General features: G+C 71.8%; 14 protein-coding genes. 12 read left to right on the top strand and 2 right to left on the bottom strand.

The annotated features are described in order from the left end of the window. Positions 1 to 60: 60 nt before the first annotated feature. The 9 genes from I8D64_RS05735 (at position 61) to I8D64_RS05695 (ending at position 8,741) form a co-directional block, all read left to right on the top strand. Entirely contained in the window at positions 61 to 3,153 is a 3,093-nt protein-coding gene (locus I8D64_RS05735; RefSeq protein WP_200501544.1) for a choice-of-anchor G family protein, read from the top strand. A 112-nt stretch (positions 3,154 to 3,265) separates the two neighbouring features. Beyond that, positions 3,266 to 4,018, top strand: a complete 753-nt coding sequence (locus I8D64_RS05730; RefSeq protein WP_200501543.1) for a DUF5819 family protein — start codon at positions 3,266 to 3,268, stop codon at positions 4,016 to 4,018. Between the two features lie 71 nt (positions 4,019 to 4,089). Further along, entirely contained in the window at positions 4,090 to 5,109 is a 1,020-nt protein-coding gene (locus tag I8D64_RS05725) for an HTTM domain-containing protein (protein WP_200501542.1), read from the top strand. A 419-nt stretch (positions 5,110 to 5,528) separates the two neighbouring features. Next, positions 5,529 to 5,996, top strand: coding sequence for a hypothetical protein (locus tag I8D64_RS05720; RefSeq protein WP_200501541.1), 468 nt, complete (start codon positions 5,529 to 5,531; stop codon positions 5,994 to 5,996). Then, positions 5,993 to 6,727 carry a class E sortase gene (locus I8D64_RS05715; protein ID WP_200501540.1) on the top strand — a complete coding sequence of 245 codons (735 nt, stop codon included), beginning with the start codon at positions 5,993 to 5,995 and terminating at the stop codon, positions 6,725 to 6,727. Before I8D64_RS05720 ends, I8D64_RS05715 begins: the two co-directional genes overlap by 4 nt. 52 nt (positions 6,728 to 6,779) lie before the next feature. Further along, positions 6,780 to 6,950, top strand: coding sequence for a hypothetical protein (locus tag I8D64_RS05710; RefSeq protein ID WP_200501539.1), 171 nt, complete (start codon positions 6,780 to 6,782; stop codon positions 6,948 to 6,950). A 171-nt stretch (positions 6,951 to 7,121) separates the two neighbouring features. Continuing rightward, on the top strand, positions 7,122 to 7,745 hold the full coding sequence (locus I8D64_RS05705) for an RNA polymerase sigma factor (protein WP_343068448.1): 624 nt from the start codon (positions 7,122 to 7,124) through the stop codon (positions 7,743 to 7,745). A 2-nt stretch (positions 7,746 to 7,747) separates the two neighbouring features. Continuing rightward, entirely contained in the window at positions 7,748 to 8,338 is a 591-nt protein-coding gene (locus tag I8D64_RS05700) for a hypothetical protein (RefSeq protein WP_200501538.1), read from the top strand. After that, positions 8,328 to 8,741 carry a hypothetical protein gene (locus tag I8D64_RS05695; protein ID WP_200501537.1) on the top strand — a complete coding sequence of 138 codons (414 nt, stop codon included), beginning with the start codon at positions 8,328 to 8,330 and terminating at the stop codon, positions 8,739 to 8,741. The genes I8D64_RS05700 and I8D64_RS05695 overlap by 11 nt, the downstream gene beginning before the upstream one ends. 358 nt (positions 8,742 to 9,099) lie before the next feature. Here the strand turns inward: I8D64_RS05695 and I8D64_RS05690 are convergent, their stop codons facing one another. Next, complete coding sequence (locus I8D64_RS05690; protein WP_200501536.1) at positions 9,100 to 10,533, bottom strand: hypothetical protein; 1,434 nt, start codon at positions 10,531 to 10,533, stop codon at positions 9,100 to 9,102. A gap of 431 nt (positions 10,534 to 10,964) precedes the next feature. Between I8D64_RS05690 and I8D64_RS05685 the strand changes: the two genes are divergently transcribed. Genes I8D64_RS05685 through I8D64_RS05675 form a run of 3 tightly spaced genes read left to right on the top strand, consistent with a single transcriptional unit; the run spans position 10,965 to position 15,944 of the window. Further along, complete coding sequence (locus I8D64_RS05685; RefSeq protein ID WP_246482758.1) at positions 10,965 to 12,071, top strand: AAA family ATPase; 1,107 nt, start codon at positions 10,965 to 10,967, stop codon at positions 12,069 to 12,071. A gap of 10 nt (positions 12,072 to 12,081) precedes the next feature. After that, positions 12,082 to 13,389 (top strand): DUF58 domain-containing protein, encoded by a 1,308-nt coding sequence (locus tag I8D64_RS05680; protein WP_200501535.1) that lies wholly within the window; start codon positions 12,082 to 12,084, stop codon positions 13,387 to 13,389. Beyond that, the gene (locus I8D64_RS05675) at positions 13,386 to 15,944 is read left to right on the top strand and encodes a transglutaminase TgpA family protein (protein ID WP_200501534.1); all 2,559 of its coding nucleotides are present in this window, start codon (positions 13,386 to 13,388) and stop codon (positions 15,942 to 15,944) included. Before I8D64_RS05680 ends, I8D64_RS05675 begins: the two co-directional genes overlap by 4 nt. Before the next feature lie 12 nt (positions 15,945 to 15,956). Here the strand turns inward: I8D64_RS05675 and I8D64_RS05670 are convergent, their stop codons facing one another. Further along, on the bottom strand, positions 15,957 to 17,645 hold the full coding sequence (locus I8D64_RS05670; RefSeq protein WP_200501533.1) for a sulfatase family protein: 1,689 nt from the start codon (positions 17,643 to 17,645) through the stop codon (positions 15,957 to 15,959). Positions 17,646 to 17,654 lie beyond the last annotated feature (9 nt).

Below are 17,654 nucleotides of genomic sequence, written 5' to 3'. Positions count from 1 at the left end.
AGGGTCACACCGTGACATCCCCCACGCTTCCCCGGGGGCACCCTCATGTCAGGAGCGAACGTGGAACGTCTGCAGACACCACCGCCGTCCCCGCGGAGCACCAGGCCGAAGTTGGCGCGAACGCTGGTGGCATCCGTGGCGGCGGCCGGATTGACCCTCTTGTCCGTCCCCTCCGCCTCCGCGGCGGATACCGATCAGTCCGAAGCGCTGGGGCAGGTGATCGCGAGCCAGGTGCTGGGCCAGGACCTGCTGGACGCAGGTTCCAGTGCGAGCGGGAACCTCAGCGACCCGGGCCCGAACGCCAACCCGCTGGATGTTGAGGCGCTCGGCGCCCTGAACGTCGACCTGGGCTCGATCTCCCTCCCCCTGGTCAGTGACACCGATGGCGGCGGGCTGCTGTACCTCGGCGAGGCCGGCGCCTTCTCGAGCTACGCCTCATCCCCGGACGCCACGACCTCGACGGCCAGCGCCGGGGTGCTCGGCGAGGACGGAGCCATCACCCCCGACCCGGGCGGTGTGGGCGAGTACGGCAGTGCGAGGGTCAATCTCACCGACCTGCTCGATCAGGCCGGCGTCTCCGGTCTGACCGACGAGATCGTCGACGAGCTGAGCCTCGAGCTCGGCGCGCTCGGATCGACCGCGTCCGCGAACGGCGAGGACGTCACTTCCAGCTACACCGTGGCCGACGGTCAGCTGCGCTTCCACTCGCCTCTGGTGGGCGGCGTCGCCAGCGACGTCGACTCCACGATCACCGGAGTCGGCAGCACGATCGACGACACCCTGGGCACCGACGGCGCCCTGGGACAGGTCGCGGATGCCGTGGACATCGACGTCAACCTCGGTGTCGCCTCGGTCGAAGCCGGTGGTGGAACGGTCGGCATCGACGGGCTCGACACTGCCCTGGACGAGCTCAGCACCACGGTGCTGGACGAGCCGCTGACCGATGCCAACGGCATCGTCCTCATCGACCTCAACGACGGCACCATCACGGTCAACCTCGAGAACCTCGTCGAGGGCGACACGCTGAACGGCCTGGGCCCCAACACCGAGCTGTTGACCGCCGACACGATCTCGAAGATCACCGGTGCGGTCGACGAAGCGCTCGCGACCCTCCCCACCAAGGTCACCGAGGGTGTGACCGAGGTGCTGAACGCCACCGAGGTGCACGTCGAACTCCCTGCCAAGGTGACGGTCGCTCTCCTGAGCAGCAATGTCGACATCACTGTCGATGGGACGCTGGGTCAGCTCGCTGGCACGGCCGAGGGTGATCCTGAGATCGATATCGATGGCAGCCTGCCCGGTGGTGTCAGCATCGGAGCGCTGCTGACTCCCCTCAAGCCGGTCGTGCAGTCCGCACTCATTGATCCTTTGCAGGCGGTCGTCGGGCCGCTTCTCACGACGACGACCGACGAGCTGGCCGACGGCCTGGACGCAGTCGTCGATCCGGTCCTGGAGGCCCTTGACCCGGTGCTCTCCGGTGTCCTGGCTCAGGTCGTCTCCATCACCATCAACGAGCAGCCGGAGCCTGGCTACCTCGGTGACGGATCGTTCACGGTCAACGCGCTCAGCCTGGAGCTGCTGCCGAACGCCGATGCGGTGAACATCGATCTCGCCTCGTCCAGCGTTCGCGTGAGCGAAGAGGCTGCGACACCGGCCGTCACCGTCGATCCCGGGACCGTCGCGGATGGCGAGACCACCACGGTGACCGGTTCGGGCTACCCGCCGAACACCGATGTCACGGTTCAGCTGGTCGATGAGAACGGTGACCCTGTGGGCGAACCGGTCTCCGTCACCACGGACGACGACGGCAACTTCTCCACGGAGCTGACGGTGCCGGAGGGCACGGAGGCAGGCTCCAACTACGGGGTCGTCGGCACCGCTTCCTCAGGCGAGGAGGCTCGGACGGACCTCGAGGTCACCAACGCAGACGAGCCCGGTGATGACAACGCCGCGGATGATGACGGTGACAACGCTGCGGACAACGGTGATGACAACGCGACTGATGACGACAGTGACAACACTGCCGACAACACGGCCGACAACACCGCTGACAACACGGCTGACAACACCGAGGTGAACACCGCCGATAACACTGCCGACAACGGCGGCGACAACGGTGATGACAACGCCGCGGATGATGACGGTGACAACGCTGCGGACAACGGTGATGACAACGCGACTGATGACGACAGTGACAACACTGCCGACAACACGGCCGACAACACCGCTGACAACACGGCTGACAACACCGAGGTGAACACCGCTGATAACACGGCCGACAACGGCAGTGACAACAGCAGTGACAACGGTGATGACAACGCCGCGGATGATGACGGTGACAACGCGACTGATGACGACAGTGACAACACTGCCGACAACACGGCCGACAACACCGCTGACAACACGGCCGACAACACCGAGGTGAACACCGCCGATAACACTGCCGACAACGGCGGCGACAACGGTGATGACAACGCCGCGGATGATGACGGTGACAACGCGGCCGACAACGGTGGTGACAACGCGACTGATGACGACAGTGACAACACTGCCGACAACACCGCGGATGGCAACGCCGACAACGCTGCTGACAACGGCAGCGACAACGCTGCGGATAATGGTTCGGACAACGGCAGCGACAACGCCGAGGATCCGACGGTCGACGTCGATCCCGGCACGGTCGAGGACGGCGATTCCACGACCGTGACCGGCGATGGCTTCCCGCCCAACACCGATGTCACCGTCCAGCTCACCGATCCCGATGGCAATGCGGTCGGCGATCCTGTCACCGTGACGACCGATGACGACGGCAGCTTCACTGCCGTGGTCACCGTTCCGGAAGGTTCGGACCCGGGTGAGTACTCGGTCGTCGCCACGGCGGACTCCGGTGAGACCGCCAGTGCCGATCTCACGGTGACCGCTGCCGATGGAAGCAGCGGCAGCGGCGACAACTCGAGTGCGAACGCCTCGGGCAACGCCGGTGGCACCGGCTCCGGGACCAGCGGCTCAGGCAGCTCCGGGACGTCGAGCTACCCCACCGGGTCACTTGCCAACACCGGCGCCGCCGGCACCGCCGCGATGGTCGGCATCGCTGCGCTGCTCCTGATCGGGGGTGCTGCGAGCGTCGTGATCTCTCGACGTGCCGCTCGCTGAGTGAATCCCACCCATCGCTGATGGCCGCCTGGGCGACACCCCCGTGTCGCCCAGGCGGCCATCAGTCCGTCCTCCATCTCACTGCCACAAGCTCGCAGAACGGACACCCTGCATGGCAACGCCCCGCATCCGCAGATTTCCCGCGGCGGTCCTCGTACTGGTCGGTGCCCTCGCGACCGCACACATCGGGGCGACCCTCGCCTTCACGGGCCCCGCGACTCCCGTGAAGGAGTCGCTTCAGCCCGGTCTGAACCGCTACTTCCTCGGGCCTCTGGACCAGGGGTGGAGCCTCTTCGCCCCCGGCCCGTACTCCCAGGACGAGTACATGCTGGTCCGTGCCTGCGTCAGCGATCGTGACGTCTGCGCAGGCGGGACCGACGCCGGCGCCGAGTTCACGCCGTGGCGGCAGGTGACCGCGGAAGAGCAGGAAGCCGTGAAGTACAACGTCTTCGCCGACAGGGAGACCCGCATCTCGAAGGTCATCCACGGGCGCTTCTGGTCCGCCGCCGCGAAGCTCAACGACGAGCAGCGCGACATGGCGGAAGGCAATCACATCGATGGTGATCCCGTCTTCGGCGTCGACCTGAATTCGTCCAAGGCGTCCGAGAAGTACTCGCCCGCTCAGCTCAGCACCCTGCGCTCCTACCAGCGACTCGAAGACACCGCCGTGGGGCTGGGCACGCTGTACATGCGACAGCAGTACGGGGACTCCGTCACTCTCGTCGAGGTGCGGATGATGCGGGAATCCGTGCCGGCCTTCGACAAGCGGCACGAGAAGAACCCGACGCGCTCGCAGTCCTGGACGAATATCGGTTGGCGACCCGCCACGGAGTTCGACGAGCAGGTGAGCGCAGCATGGTCCTGAGCGCTGACTCCGCACCCGTCCGCACCTGGCTCCGGCGTCAACGCCACCTCCCGGCTCGCCTGGCACGCCGCGTGACGACGTGGTTCATCGAGGACCGTCATGGTGACTACGGGTTCGCGGTCATGCGGATCGCCTCCGGGATCTTCCTCCTGGGGTGGCTGCTCATCAACCTGCCCATCGCCTCCCGGATCTGGGGGCCGGGCTCCGCATACATGCAGCCCTATCGGGAGATCCTGGGCTACCGCTTCCCCTTCGACATCCTCCAGCACGCGGGGCCGGGGCTCTTCTGGCTCTGGTACGCGATCACCACCGCGTTGGTCGTCGCCTTCCTTCTCGGCTGGCGCACACGCATCGTGACGCCCCTGCTGTTCATCGCCTACACGACTCTGAACGGGCAGAACACGCCGATCTCCGACGGCGGCAACTACTTCATCCGGATCATGCTCGTCTATCTGATCCTGGTCGACGTGTCCCGCCGCTGGTCCCTGGACGCCCGGCGGCGAGCTGCGAAGCGCAGCGCGGAGACGCAGACGGGATCCGTGCTGCACAACATCGGGCTGTGCCTGGTCGTGGCGCAGATCTGCACGGTCTACCTCGAGGCGGGCCTCTACAAGGTCCAGGGCGACCTCTGGCAGAACGGCACGGCCGTGTACTACCCGCTGCAGTCCGTCGCCTACGGGGTCTTCCCCGGGCTGGCGGATCTGCTGACCTACTTCGCCCTGCCCGTGTTCATCGCGACCTACGTGACTGTGCTTGCGCAGATCGCATTCCCCTTCCTCCTGTTCAACACGATCACGCGCCGCGCAGTCCTCATCGCGCTGCTCGGGATGCACCTGAGCATCGGAGTGCTGATGGGCCTCCCGTTCTTCTCCGGGATCATGGCTTCGGCCGATGCCGTCCTCGTCTCGGGCGCGACGTGGATCGCCATCGTCTCCTGGCTGAAGGGGACACTCCTGGGCAACAGGATCACGGATTCCCTCGCCGCACGCTTCCGGAAGCGCAGCTCCCGAGCCACTGCGAAGGGCGGGGACGACGAGGTGGAGGAGGCCGAGCCTGATACGGCCCCGGCGGAGCCCGGAGTCCGGGCATGAAGGCGGAGACCCGCCGCCCTGCCCGCCGTCCAGCGCGCGGCGCACTCCTGCTCGCGCCGTTGCTCCTGGTCCTTCTCGCTCCGGGATGTGCACAGCCGTCCGGACCGCCGAACGAGTCCGCGAGCACGGGCGAAGGAACCGAAGCCACCTCGTCGGCCTCTCCGAGTGCTGAGGCGGCTTCAGTCGACGCCTGCGCGACGTTCTGGGGCGACCCCACCTACGCCGCGCCGCTGTCCCGTGACGTGCTCGACCGCGCCGCGACAGCGGCAGCCAACGGCCCGGACGACCCCGCTTTCTACTCGATGACGGGGGATGACATCGACGCAGGCTTCGCTCATGCCGACTCGGGGGCCCGCGACGCCGCGGGCGAGCTCGCTGCATGGATGCGGGAACAGCCCCAGCGCGGGCAGGATGCCGACATGGACGCATTCGTCTCGTCCTGGCGCGGCCTCGCGGCGTCATGCGCCCCGCATTCGGCGGCCGCGACCTGGGCGGCGGGAGACGGCCGGGCCGGCGCGAAGCCGTCGGCGCTCGTATGCGCGGACATCGTGGACACGCCGTCGACGCTCACCGTCTTCGCCAACGCGAACGTGCTGACCTCCAACCTCTTCAAGCTCGTCGGCCGGGGACCGCGGACTGTGCCGGCCGATAGGATGGACGACGTGCGCGCGGCCGACCAGCTGCTGACTGAGGAGATCGACGCCGCGGAACCGGGAGCCGTGCGGGACTCCCTCGAGGACGTGCGCGGCCCTCTGCGGGACGCCCTGAACGGCGACCTGCAGTCGGACGGTCTGCAGGGGCCGCTCGACCAGTTCGCGCATGCGTGCACGGATGCGGACTACTTCGTCCCGCCCAGCGGCGAGGGCGACGACGAGGGGCTGGCATGAGCCGCGCCCGCTCCCGGGGCGCGAAGGCCGTGGGGCTCCTCGGGGAGGTGATGCTCACCCTCGCGGCGCTGGTTGCGCTCTTCCTGGTCTGGCAGCTGTGGTGGACCGACGTCATCTCCCAGCGCGGCCAGGACCAGATCCTCGGCGAGCTCGACCAGGGGTGGGGGGCCCTGGACACCCAGAGCATCGCGCCGCCCCAGGCCGGCGATCCTCCTGTCATCGATACGCCGGAGGACGGCGTGGTGTGGGGAACTCTGTGGGTCCCGGACTTCCCTCGAGAACGCATCCCTCTGGCCGAAGGCGTCGACCGTGAACGCGTCCTCAATGTGAAGGGCGCAGGCCACTACCCCCAGACCGCTCTGCCGGGGGAGGTGGGCAACTTCTCCGTGGCCGGGCACCGGAACACGTATGGTCGGCCGTTCTACGACATCGCGTCGCTGAGGAAGGGCTCGGTGCTCGTCGTCGAGACGGAGAAGACCTTCTACATCTATGAGGTGACGGCCTCCGAGGTCGTCGAGCCGAGCGACGTCGGCGTGATCGCCCCTGATCCCGATGATCCGAGCGCGGAGCCCTCGCGACGCCTCCTCACCCTCACCGCGTGCCATCCGATGTATTCGGACCGCGAGCGATACATCGTCCACGCCGAACTGACCTCCTGGACCAAGCGCGAGGACGGCATCCCGAAGGAGCTCGTCGGGACGTCTGCGGCTCCTGCGGATGGCGGCGCGTGAGTACCGGCCTTCCGAGGCGTCCATGGTGATTCGAAAGCGAGAGGTTCTGCCGATGTACTCCTGGTTGTTCCGACACCTGCCCGGGCCGTTGTGGGTTCGCGTCGTGCTCGTCGTCGCCCTCGCGGTGGTCCTCGTCGGCGCGCTCTTCCAGTGGGTGTTCCCGGCGATAGCTCCCCACCTGCCGTTCGACGGCGGAACCGTTGACTCCGCCCCGTCGCCCTGACAGCCGACACGAGCCGCCCCACATCCGTCATCCTGCGTGACGCGTGTCACCGGATCCGGGCGTGAGGATTCCAGCCGCGACGACGTCCTCCTGGTGGAATGCAGAGGCGTCCCGTGGTCGCGGTCCAGCGACAGCGGTGGCGCCGAACCACGAAGGATGAAGGAGCGGCGGGTGAGCGAGGCCTCCCAGGAGCGGCGCATGGATGAGCGCACCCTCGTGCTGCGCGCCCAGGACGGCGACGTCGACGCCTTCGAGGTGCTCATCGACCGGCACCAGTCCGCGCTGCTGCGCCTGGCATCGGCGACGCTGCGCAACCGCGCCGACGCCGAGGACGTGGTCCAGGAGACCCTGCTGACCGCGTGGCGGCGCCTGCACCTGCTGCAGGATCCGGACGCGTTCCGGTCCTGGCTGCTGCAGATCTGCGCCCGGCGGTCGACGGACGTGGTGCGCCGCAGCGCGCGGCGCGGCACGGACCCGCTCGCCCCCGAGGACTTCCCCGAGCAGCCGGGCGTGGGCGGGAGCGTGGGCGCCGTCGGCTCCGGCAGCGGCGGCGCGAACGCGGGCGGCCACGGCGACCCGTTCGACGCGGTCGTGGTCGACGCCCAGATGCGCACGCTGCGCCAGCTGCTCGACGGGCTCGAGGCGAGCCAGCGGGAGTGCTGGGTGCTGCGCGAGATCGACGGCCTGGGCTATGCGGAGATCGCCTCCGCCCTGGACCTGCCGGAGTCCACCGTGCGCGGCCGTCTGGCCCGTGCCCGCGCGCACATCATCGCGAGGATGGAGGAGTGGAGGTGAGCATGCAGACGCCTCATGAGCCGGAGGAGAACGCACAGGGCGCGCCGATCGAGCACGAGCTGCCCGTCGAGCACGAGCTGCCCGTCGAGACCGCGGAGCAGTCGGCCGCGTACGACAGCCTGATCCGCTCGGCCCACCAGGAATGGGCGGCGCTGGAGAAGTCCGGCGACCCCAGCGTGTCCGTGTCCTCCGGTGCGCTCGCCGCGCTCAAGCGGTCCGTGCGCGCCGAGGTGCGCAGGGGAGCACAGATCTCGGTCCCGCCCACGCGGCGCGGCCCGATGTCGGTCTCGGAGCTGACCCTGCACACGGTGCTGCGGCGGGCCGTGGACACGGTGCCGGACGCGCGCAGCCTGCGCGCCCGGGTCGAGTACGCGGAGGAGGGCGCCGCCTCGCACGGCGGCTGGTCCGGCGAGAGGGGGATGCCGCGTGCGGTGACGCTGCGGATCTCCGTCCAGCTGGGCAGCCCCGGCGCGCGCGACCTCGTGCGCCTGGCCGAGGACGTCCGCGGCGCCGCCGCGGCCGCGCTGCACCGCGACCTCGGCATCGACCCCGACCGCATCGACGTGCACATCGAGGACCTCCATGACCAGTGACAGCACCCGCATCAGTGAGAGCACCCGCACCAGCGACGGTGCCCCCGCCGCGGCCGCCGCGACCGGCCGAGCCGGAGAGCGCGCGAGCAGGAGCAGCACCGGAGTTCTCACCGACGACCTCGTGCAGGCCGTGCTCGCCGTGCCGGGCGTCGGCGGTCTCGAGCCCGGCGTGACGAGCACGCTGCGGGCGCTCGACGCCCGGCTGCGGCGCCGGCCCGACGCCGTCGCCCGCTACGGCCTGCACCTCGAGGAGGCGCAGGCCCGGGTGGTCGTCGAGGTGGGTCTGCGCACCCAGGAGCCGCTGCGGCAGGTCGTCGAGGACCTCCAGTCCACGGTCGCCGAGGTGCTCGAGGACGCCGGCCACGGTGAGCTCGATGTGCTGGTGCGCGTGCAGTCCGCCTGAGCTGCGGTCAGCTGGAGAAGAGCGGACACACAGGAGTCCGTCGCCGCTCGCAGGGGGTGCGAGCGGCGACGGCAGGCACGGGTCCATGCGGATGCGCGGGTGTGCGCGTCGGATTGGACCCGGCCACTTCCGGGGGGAGTGCCCGGTGCTCGGGGGAGCACCGGGCGCTCGGGGGAGTCCCGTGGACACGGGATCCACCCGGAACCGGGGGAGCCCCGGACACCGGGGGAGCGAGGGGGACAGGGACCCGCGAGGGGATCGAGGGAGAGCAGGGGCTCTCGGCGCGCAGGTGGGCGTGCCGGGGGCCCTGAGTCACGCCCGGCCGACGGGTCGACGGGCCCAGGGCCGACGCGCCGGGTCAGCGGCGGGCGCGGCGGCCGTGGCCGCCGACCGCGGCGCTCCGGCGCCGCAGCATCACGACGGCGACGCCCACGGCGCCCAGCAGCACGGTCCCCGCACCGCTGACGGCGAGGACCGGGCCGATCCCTGAGCCCTCGCGTGCGGACGCCGCGCGCGCCCCCGCGTCCTCCGCGTCTGCGTCGCGTCCACCGGAGGAGGAGACGGGGTGCCCCTCGGCCGAACGGTCGTCGCCGTCGACGCTCCGATCCCCGTTCGAGCCGCCGCCCTCGTCGCTCGCAGACCCGGCGTCATCGCCGTGCTCTCCATCGGCCTGCGCATCATCGGCCGTGCCGCGCGAGGAGTCGTCCGACGCCGTGCCGCTCGAAGTTCCTGATCCGGAGCCCTCGGCGCGCTCGCCGTCGTCCGCGTCAGACCCTGCGGCTCCCGCGCCGGACGAGTCGTCGCGGCCCGAGGCGCTCGAGGAGCCATCGGACCGGTCGGCGCCGGATCCGTCCTCGGCCGCGTCCGCGCTGTCGGGGCCAGCGGAGCCTGCGTCGTCCCCGCTCTCGTCGCTCGAGGAGCCCGCACCGGAGGACGAGCCCCGACGCGAGCCCGCATCCTGCGAGGCAGAGTCGTCGGAGGCGTCGCCGGCGCCGTCGCCGCCCGTGCCATCGGAGCCGCTCGTGCTGCCGGAGTCGTTCGACGTGCCGGAGCCGCCGGACGAGGAGTCGTCGGACCCGTCGGCGTCGCCCGCGCCGCCAGCATCGGCGCCGCCCGAGTCCGCGTCACCCGAGTCCTCGCCGGCCGAGGAGCCCCCGCCGCTCGAGGCCCCCGAGCCCGTGCCGGAGTCGTCGTCGGCGTCGTCCGCGCCGGAGGACCCGGAGCCCGAGGAACCGTCGTCGCCGGAGCCGCTGCCCGAGTCCGAGCCATCGTCCTCGCCGTTGCCGTTGCCGTTGCCGTTGCCGTTGCCGGCGCTGCCTCCGCCGTCCGACGACCCCGAGCCGCTGCCCGCGTCGTCGGAGCCTCCGTCGGCCCCGCTCCCGGACCCGTCGGACCCGCTGCCATCGGTCCCCGACGTGTCGTCCCCGCCGACGTGCACGCGCACCGAGCCGGACTCGCTGCTGTCGCGGCCCTCGAGGGTGATGCGCACGTCGCCGGAGTCGGGGAGCGCGACGCGCGTGCGGACCGTGCCGTCGGGCTCGACGGCGACGGGGCCCGTGGTGGTCGTGCGGTCGCCCACGATGTTCACGTCGACAGAGGTCGTGGAGTCGGAGAAGCCGCAGGCCTGCACCTGGACGCTGTCGCCGGGGGCGACGTCCTCCGCGTCCGCCACCACGGTGAGCGCGCTGCACACCGCGGGGAGCTGCGCGGCCTGGGCCTGGGCGGCCAGGAGCAGGCAGGGGAGCAGCACCGCGGCGCCCACGGCGCCGATGCGGCGTCGTCCCTGGGGCACGTGGTCGTCCTCCTCGCGGGCGGTCCTGGCCCTGTGCTGCTCGACTGCTGATGGCTGTGCGGCTCCTGGCCGCTGCGTCCCGGTCCGTGCCGGGCGGGTCCGCCGGCGGCGGCTCGTGGCCGCCGATTCCGGCTGTGCCGCGCCTGTGGCGCGACTGCGCGGTGCGTGTGCACCGCCCGGGAACCCTGGTCGGCCCGCGGGCCGCTCCGTAGAATCTATGAACAGGACAGCATCCGTGCGCGTCGGACCGGGCCAAGGTCTGGCAAACATGTGGTCCGGGTCCATGCATGCCTGTGCATCGGCGCACGGATGGGTGCGTGGGACGGCCCGCAGTGGTCGACTGTGCGCTTCGTGCCCGCCCCGCGGGCCCCGACCCCGGTCGGGACGCGACGTCGCGCGGAGCGTCCGACGTCCGCGAACGAGGAGAGCAGATGACACAGAGCCCGATGAGGACCGCGGACACCCCCGCACCCGACGGCACCGGCCCCACGGGCCGCCGTCGGGCGAACGGCGCGTCCGACGGGACCGGCAGCACGGCCGGGTCCGACGCGGCGGGTGCCTCCGACGCCCCGCTCTCCCCGGCCACGCTCGAGGAGATCGCCGGCACCGCGCGCGACGTCGTCGACGAGATCTCGACGGTCGTCGAGGGGAAGGCCGACGCCGCGTCGCTCGCCGTGATGGTGTTGCTCACCGGCGGCCACGTCCTCGTCGAGGACGTCCCCGGCACCGGCAAGACCATGCTCGCGAAGTCCCTGGCCGCGGCGCTCGGCGCCGACCGCCACCGCATCCAGTTCACGCCCGACCTGCTCCCCGGCGACGTCACCGGCGCGAGCATCTTCGACCAGGCCGCGGGCCGCTTCGAGTTCCGCCCGGGCGCCGTGTTCACGCAGGTGCTGCTCGCCGACGAGATCAACCGCGCCTCCCCGAAGACCCAGTCCGCGCTGCTCGAGGCGATGGAGGAGCGGCAGGTCAGCGTCGACGGCCAGACCTACGCCCTGCCCGAGCCCTTCATGGTGGTCGCGACCGCGAACCCCGTCGAGATGGAGGGCACCTATCGGCTGCCCGAGGCGCAGCGCGACCGCTTCCTCGCCCAGATGACCATGGGCTACCCGGTGGCCTCGGCCGAGGCGCGCATGCTCTCCGCCCAGGCCGGGCCCGTGCCCGACGGCGACCGCGAGCTCGTGGACTCCGTGCGCGCCCGCACCGATCCCGCGACGATCGCCGCGTACGTGCGCGCGATCCGCCGGGTCCACGCCGCGCCCGCGCTCGTCGAGTACGCGGTGCGCCTGGCGGCAGCGACCCGCGAGCATCCACGCAGCGTGCTCGGCGCCTCGCCGCGCGCCGGCGTGCACCTGCTGCGCGCCGCGAAGGCGCACGCGGCGATGGGCGCCCGCGGCTTCGTCGAGCCCGGCGACCTGCGCGCCGTGATCAGCCCCGTGTGGCGCCACCGCCTGCATCTCAGCCCCGGCGCCCTCTCGCGCGGCGCCACGGCCGACGACGTGCTCGAGGACGTGCTCGCGCAGGTCCCGGTGGCCTGATGGGGAGCGCATGATGGCGACCGCGGCGACCGGAGCCGTCGGCACGGCGGGCGTCGCGAGCGCCCGCGCCCGGCGCACCCGGATCCGGCCGACGGCCCGCGGCGCCTGCCTGCTGGTCGTCGCCGTGCTGCTGTGGGCGGGCGGGGAGATCACCGGGCTCGCCGCCGGCCGCCTGATCGGCATCGCACTCGTGCTCGCCCTGCTGATGTCCCTGGCCGCGGTGCTCCTGCTGCGGATCGGGCTAGGGCTCTCGCGGCGCGTGCTCGACGACGCCGTGACCGCGGGCGCTCCCGCCCGCGTGGACCTGCGCCTGCTGCCCACGGCGCTCGCCGCCCGCGTGCCACTGGGCAGCGGGACCGTGACCGCGCAGCTGCCCGCGGGACTCGGCGGCCCCGGCGACCTCCGCCTCGCCCCGCGCATGCCCCACCACGTGCGGGTGAGCGGGCGCGGCATCTACGAGCTCGGCCCCTGCCTGATCCGGTTGCGCGATCCCTTCGGTCTCCTGCAGCTCGGTGCGCGTGTGGAGCTGCCCGGCCGCGTCGTCGGCCTGCCCGTCGTCGAGCCCGTCGACGACGCCGGAACGAGCCGGATCGGCATCGGACGGCGCGACCTCGAGAGCGCCGGCGCGGCGATCGGCAGCGGAGAGCTCGGCGTGATCCCGCGGCCCTACGCCCCGGGCGACGACATGCGCCGCATCCACTGGCGGGCGAGCGCCCGCGCCGGACGGCTGATGACCCGCGAGGAGGAGCTGCCCCGCAGCGAGGGCGCGGTGATCGTCCTGGACACGCGCCTGCCGCGCGACGCCGAGGGCGACGAGGTGGGCGCCGAGCGCCGCGACCCGGTGCAGGACAAGATCCTCGACCATGCCGCATCCCTGCTGGTCAGCCTCGCCTCCCACGGATGGGAGACGCGCGTCGTGGACGCCGACGGCGACGAGATCACCCGCATGGCCGGACGCGCCGGCGGGGCCTCGCCGCTCGATGCGGAGGCCGGCGCGATCGGCGTGCGCGCCGCGCTCATCGACCTCGCGGGCGTGGGCTTCGGCGACGCCCCGCAGGAGCGGGGGAAGCCCGTCGCCCTCGACCACGCCTCCGGCCGGGTGGACCTCGCGATCGCGCTCGGCCCCGACCACGGCGACCCCTTCAGCTCCCTCGAGCTGGACCGCTTCGCCGCCCGCGCCCCGCAGCGCACCGCGATCGCCGTGCGCCCCGCCGCCTCCGGCGACGAGCGGGTGCGCAGTGCCCACGACGGCACCTGGCTGCGTCTGGACGCCCCGGCCGACGCGCGCCTCGGCGACGTGCTCGAGGCCGGATCATGAGCGCCCCAGCCCCGACCGGTGCGACCGCCGCCTCGACCGACCCCGGGAGCCGCGGCTCGGAGGCTCAGTCGCCCACCCGCACGCGCACGCCCGGCGAGGCCCTCCGCGAGAGGCTCATGGCGCGCCCTGTGCGGATGAGCCTCGTGCTCGCCGTCGCGGTGGTGCTCGCCGCCATCCCGCTCTCGCAGCTGCTGGACGGCGCCGACTGGTTCACCCTGCCGCTCGGAGCGGCGGTCGTCGTCGGCGGCCTCGGGGCGATCGTGCGGGCCTTCAGCCCGCGCCGGATGCGCGCCCTCCCCGTGCAGGTCGTAGGCCTGATCCTGCTGTGCGTGGGGGTCGAGGCGGCCACCGGTGCGCTGCCCGTGGGCGGCCCGGCGGCCCTCGTGACCGGGCAGGTGGAGGTGATCCGCCAGGGCGTGAGCATCCTCTTCCAGGCCCAGGCGCCGCTGGTCCTGGCGCCCTCCTCGCGCATCGTGGTGCTCGCCCTCATCGGACTCGTGGTGCTCGCGCTGGACATCCTCTGCGTCGAGGGCGGCTGGCACATGGTCACCGCGCTGATCCTGCTGGGGTTCATGCTCGTGCCCGCCCTCATGCGGCCCGACGGCGGCGGCTTCGCGAGCAGCGTCGGCCCGATCCTCGCCGCGCTCGCCGTCCTCGCCGTGAGCGGCCTGCCGGATCGCCTCGGCCTGCGCAGACCGCGCGGCCCGCGTGGGCAGGGGGCCGACGGGGGCGAGCACGCGCCGTCCGGCGCGGCTCGTCCCGCCGGGCCCGGCGCCGCCGGGCCCGGCGCCGCCGGGGACCGCATGGGCCGACGCGCCGCGCTCGGCCTGATCGGCGCGGGCGCCGTGGCGGTCGCGACGCCGGCGGTCTCGGCCGTGCTGCCGCGCGCCCAGGACCCCGTGTTCCCGATCGACCTCGACCGCATCAACGCCTGGCAGGGACGCGCCGGGGCGCTCGGCGGGGCGATGATCGACGACTCCGTGTCCGTGCGCCGCAACCTCATGCAGGGCCGCGAGCGCGAGATGCTGCGCATGACGACGGACGTGGGGCAGCCCGGCTACCTGCGCCTGCAGGCGCTCACCCAGTTCGACGGCCAGAGCTTCCAGGCCGGCAAGCAGCGCGGATCGACCTCCCGGACCACCTCGGAGTCGTTCTCCGACCGACGCCTGGCGTCCTCGCGGCCCGACGGCGATCCCGTCTACGACCTGCACATCACCGACCTGATCGGCGACCGCCTGCCCACGCCGTTCCCGATCCGCTGGACCGACGCCGGGGACTCCGCCGAGCTCGCGCGCACGGGCGCCAGCAACGGCGAGCTCGTGGTCGACGGGGGAGCGCGGGACCTCTCCGGCATGCGCTACTCGGTCGCCGTGGACGACACCTCCTTCGGCCCCGACGAGCTGCGCGACGTCTCCGACGCGGACATGCGCATCCCGTACGACAACGGGTACGTGAACGTCAGCTCGACCCCGTCGATCCACGCGCTCGCCACCGAGATCTCGCAGCAGGCCGATTCCGAGGCCGCCTACGACGTCGCCACCGCGCTCGCCGCCTACTTCCACGAGAACTTCGAGTACTCGCTCACGGTCACCTCGAAGCCCGGCGAGAACCCGATCGACGCCTTCCTCGCCGAGCGCGTGGGCTACTGCGAGCAGTTCGCCGCCACGTTCGCCCTGGTCATGAACGACCTGAGCTTCCCCACGCGCGTGAGCATCGGCTTCACCGCGGGCGATGTCGACGGGGACGCGCGCACCATCACCAACCACCACGCGCACGCCTGGCCCGAGACCTGGTTCGGCCCCGACCACGGCTGGGTGCGCTTCGAGCCCACGCCCGCCGCGGCCGACAACGGCGTCTCGACCCCGACCTTCGCCACGGACACTCCCGACCCCGATGAGAGCGCCGAGGACACCCCCAGCAGCGAGGCGACGCAGGCCGAGGACACCACGAGCGCCGACGAGGAGACCACCGAGGCCGACACCACCACGGAGGACACGACAACATCGAGCGAGAGCAGCTCCGCGAGCGACGACGGCGCGGGCCCCGCCGCCGTCCCCTGGTGGGGATGGGGCCTGGGGGGCGTCGGCGTCGCCGGAGCCCTCGTCGGCGGCGGAGCGCTCGCCCGCTCGGGCGTGCGGCGACGTGCGCTGGCCGCGCGCGAGCAGCGCTGGGCGCAGCTGGACGCGTCGCAGGCCGCCGAGCTCGCCTGGTCCGACGTGGTGCGCGCCGTCGACTACCGCGCGTGGGCGCTCTACCTGCTGGGCTGGAGCCGGCTCTACGGCAAGGATCCGGTGGTGCTCGAGCTCGATGCGGCGCTTCCGCCCGGCGAGGCGCTGACCCGACTGCTGGACGACGCGGAGTCGGCGGGCCTGGAGGTGCCGGACGGGGCTCGCGAGGCGGCCGCGCGGATCGCTGCGGCGGTCACCACGGCGCGGTACGCCCCGCAGTCGGCTGCGGCTGGGCAGGCGCGTCCCAGCGCCCAGACGCTGCGCGAGGACGCTGACGCCGTGCGCGGTGTGGTGCTCTCGCGGGGCACTCCGGAGCGAGATCGGTGAGGTCGTTGCCCCTCAGTGCCGCAGCGCCACGTCCGCGCTGGGCTGCCAGCCGAGTCGCACGGCTCTGACCCACGCGGGGCGGTCGGCGGGGATCGGCGACGCGGCGCAGTGGATTCTCCACGCGCGTCCATCGGGGACGGGGGAGCCGATCGCGTTCCTCGGTGAGCCCATGCTGTCCGCGGCAGACGGCGGGACCTCGGGCTCGTGTGCCGCGGGCGGGTCGTCGGTCCAGATGATGGTGGCGGAGGATTCGCTGCAACGGGCTTCGACCGCGCCGTGCGCGACGACGACCTCGGGTTCGGGTGTGCGCGGCCAGTCTCCGCCGGGGCGCCAGCGCTCCTGCAGCTCGTCCTCGGTGAGGAAGCCCAGGTCGCCGATCCGCTCCTGCCAGTCCGTGAGAGCGGTCGAGAGCCGGGCCAGGGTCTCTGCGTGCTCTCGGTCTCCCGTGAGGTCGTGCTCCTCGTGCGGGTCCTCGAGCAGGTCGTACAGCTCCTCCTCGGGTTTGCTGGGAGCGACGAGGGTCCTCTGCAGCGGCGTGAGGGAACTCGGCAGATCGCCGATCGCCCGCTGGGTGACCTCCGCGGTCGCCAGGCGTCGCATCTCCGCCCAGGTGCTCAAGCCGTCGGGGTAGGTGCAGTGCTGCATCGGCGAGCGGTCCGGGTGGTAATGCCGGATGTAGCGGTAACGGGAGTCTCTGACAGTGCGCGACATGTCGTGCAGATCGCCCATCCGGTCCCTGCTGGCGAAGACATAGTCGTTGGTGTGCTCGTCGAGGCGGCCCGAGCTGTCGAGGAAGGGTCTCGCCTGCATGTGGTCGGGAACCTCGAGACCGGCCGCGGCGAGCATGCTCGGGGCGAGATCCATGAGGTGCACGAGCGCCTCTGTCCTCGCGCCTGGGGTGATGCGACCAGGCCAGCGGATGATGAGAGGTTCGTGAAGGCCGGAGTCGTTCGCCCAGCGCTTGGCACGGGGCATCCCGCGACCGTGGTCGCTCCAGAAGACGACGATGGTGCTCTGCGCGAGACCGTCGTCCTCGAGCTGCTGGAGGATCGTGCCCACCCAATGGTCCATCTCGCCGATGAGGTCGAGGTAGCGGGCCCAGGCGACCCGGAACACCTGGGTGTCCGGATAGTAGGGCGGCAGTTCGACGTCCTCCGGGGCGTGCCGGTCCTCGGGACGCACGTGCGGCACGCGCTCCTCGAAGGACTCCTCGTCCAGATGGATCTGTGACTCGTGGGTGATGAGCCCATGGAAGGTCGCGAAGAACGGCTGGTCAGGGTCCGGACGGTCTCGCCAGTGCGCGGTGTCGCTGCACTCGTCGAAGGCGCTCGACGGCGTCGCCATCTGGAAGTCCGTGAAGGAGTTGTTGGTGACGTAGTAGCCGGCCTCGCGGAAGTGCTCGGTGAACATGCGGACACCGGCCGGCGGGACGGCCTTCGAGCGCATGTGGATCGTCCCGATGGACGCAGGATGGCAGCCCGTGATGATCGCCGAGCGGGAGGGCGCGCAGATCGGCGCCGAGGCGAACGCATTGTCGAAGCGGAGTCCCTCGGACGCGAGATCGTCGAGGTGCGGGGTCACCGCGTGCTCCGCGCCGGGGTAGGCGCCGGCGTAGCAGCCCAGGTGGGGATTGATGTCGTGGGTCGTGATCCACAGGATGTTGGGTCTGCGAGGCGGGGACTGCGTCTTCTCGTGTGTCATCCGAGGTCC

The sequence above is a fragment of the Brachybacterium halotolerans genome (assembly GCF_016623465.1).
Taxonomy (GTDB): Bacteria; Actinomycetota; Actinomycetes; order Actinomycetales; family Dermabacteraceae; genus Brachybacterium; species Brachybacterium halotolerans.
This window is presented reverse-complemented; position numbering and strand designations above follow the sequence as displayed.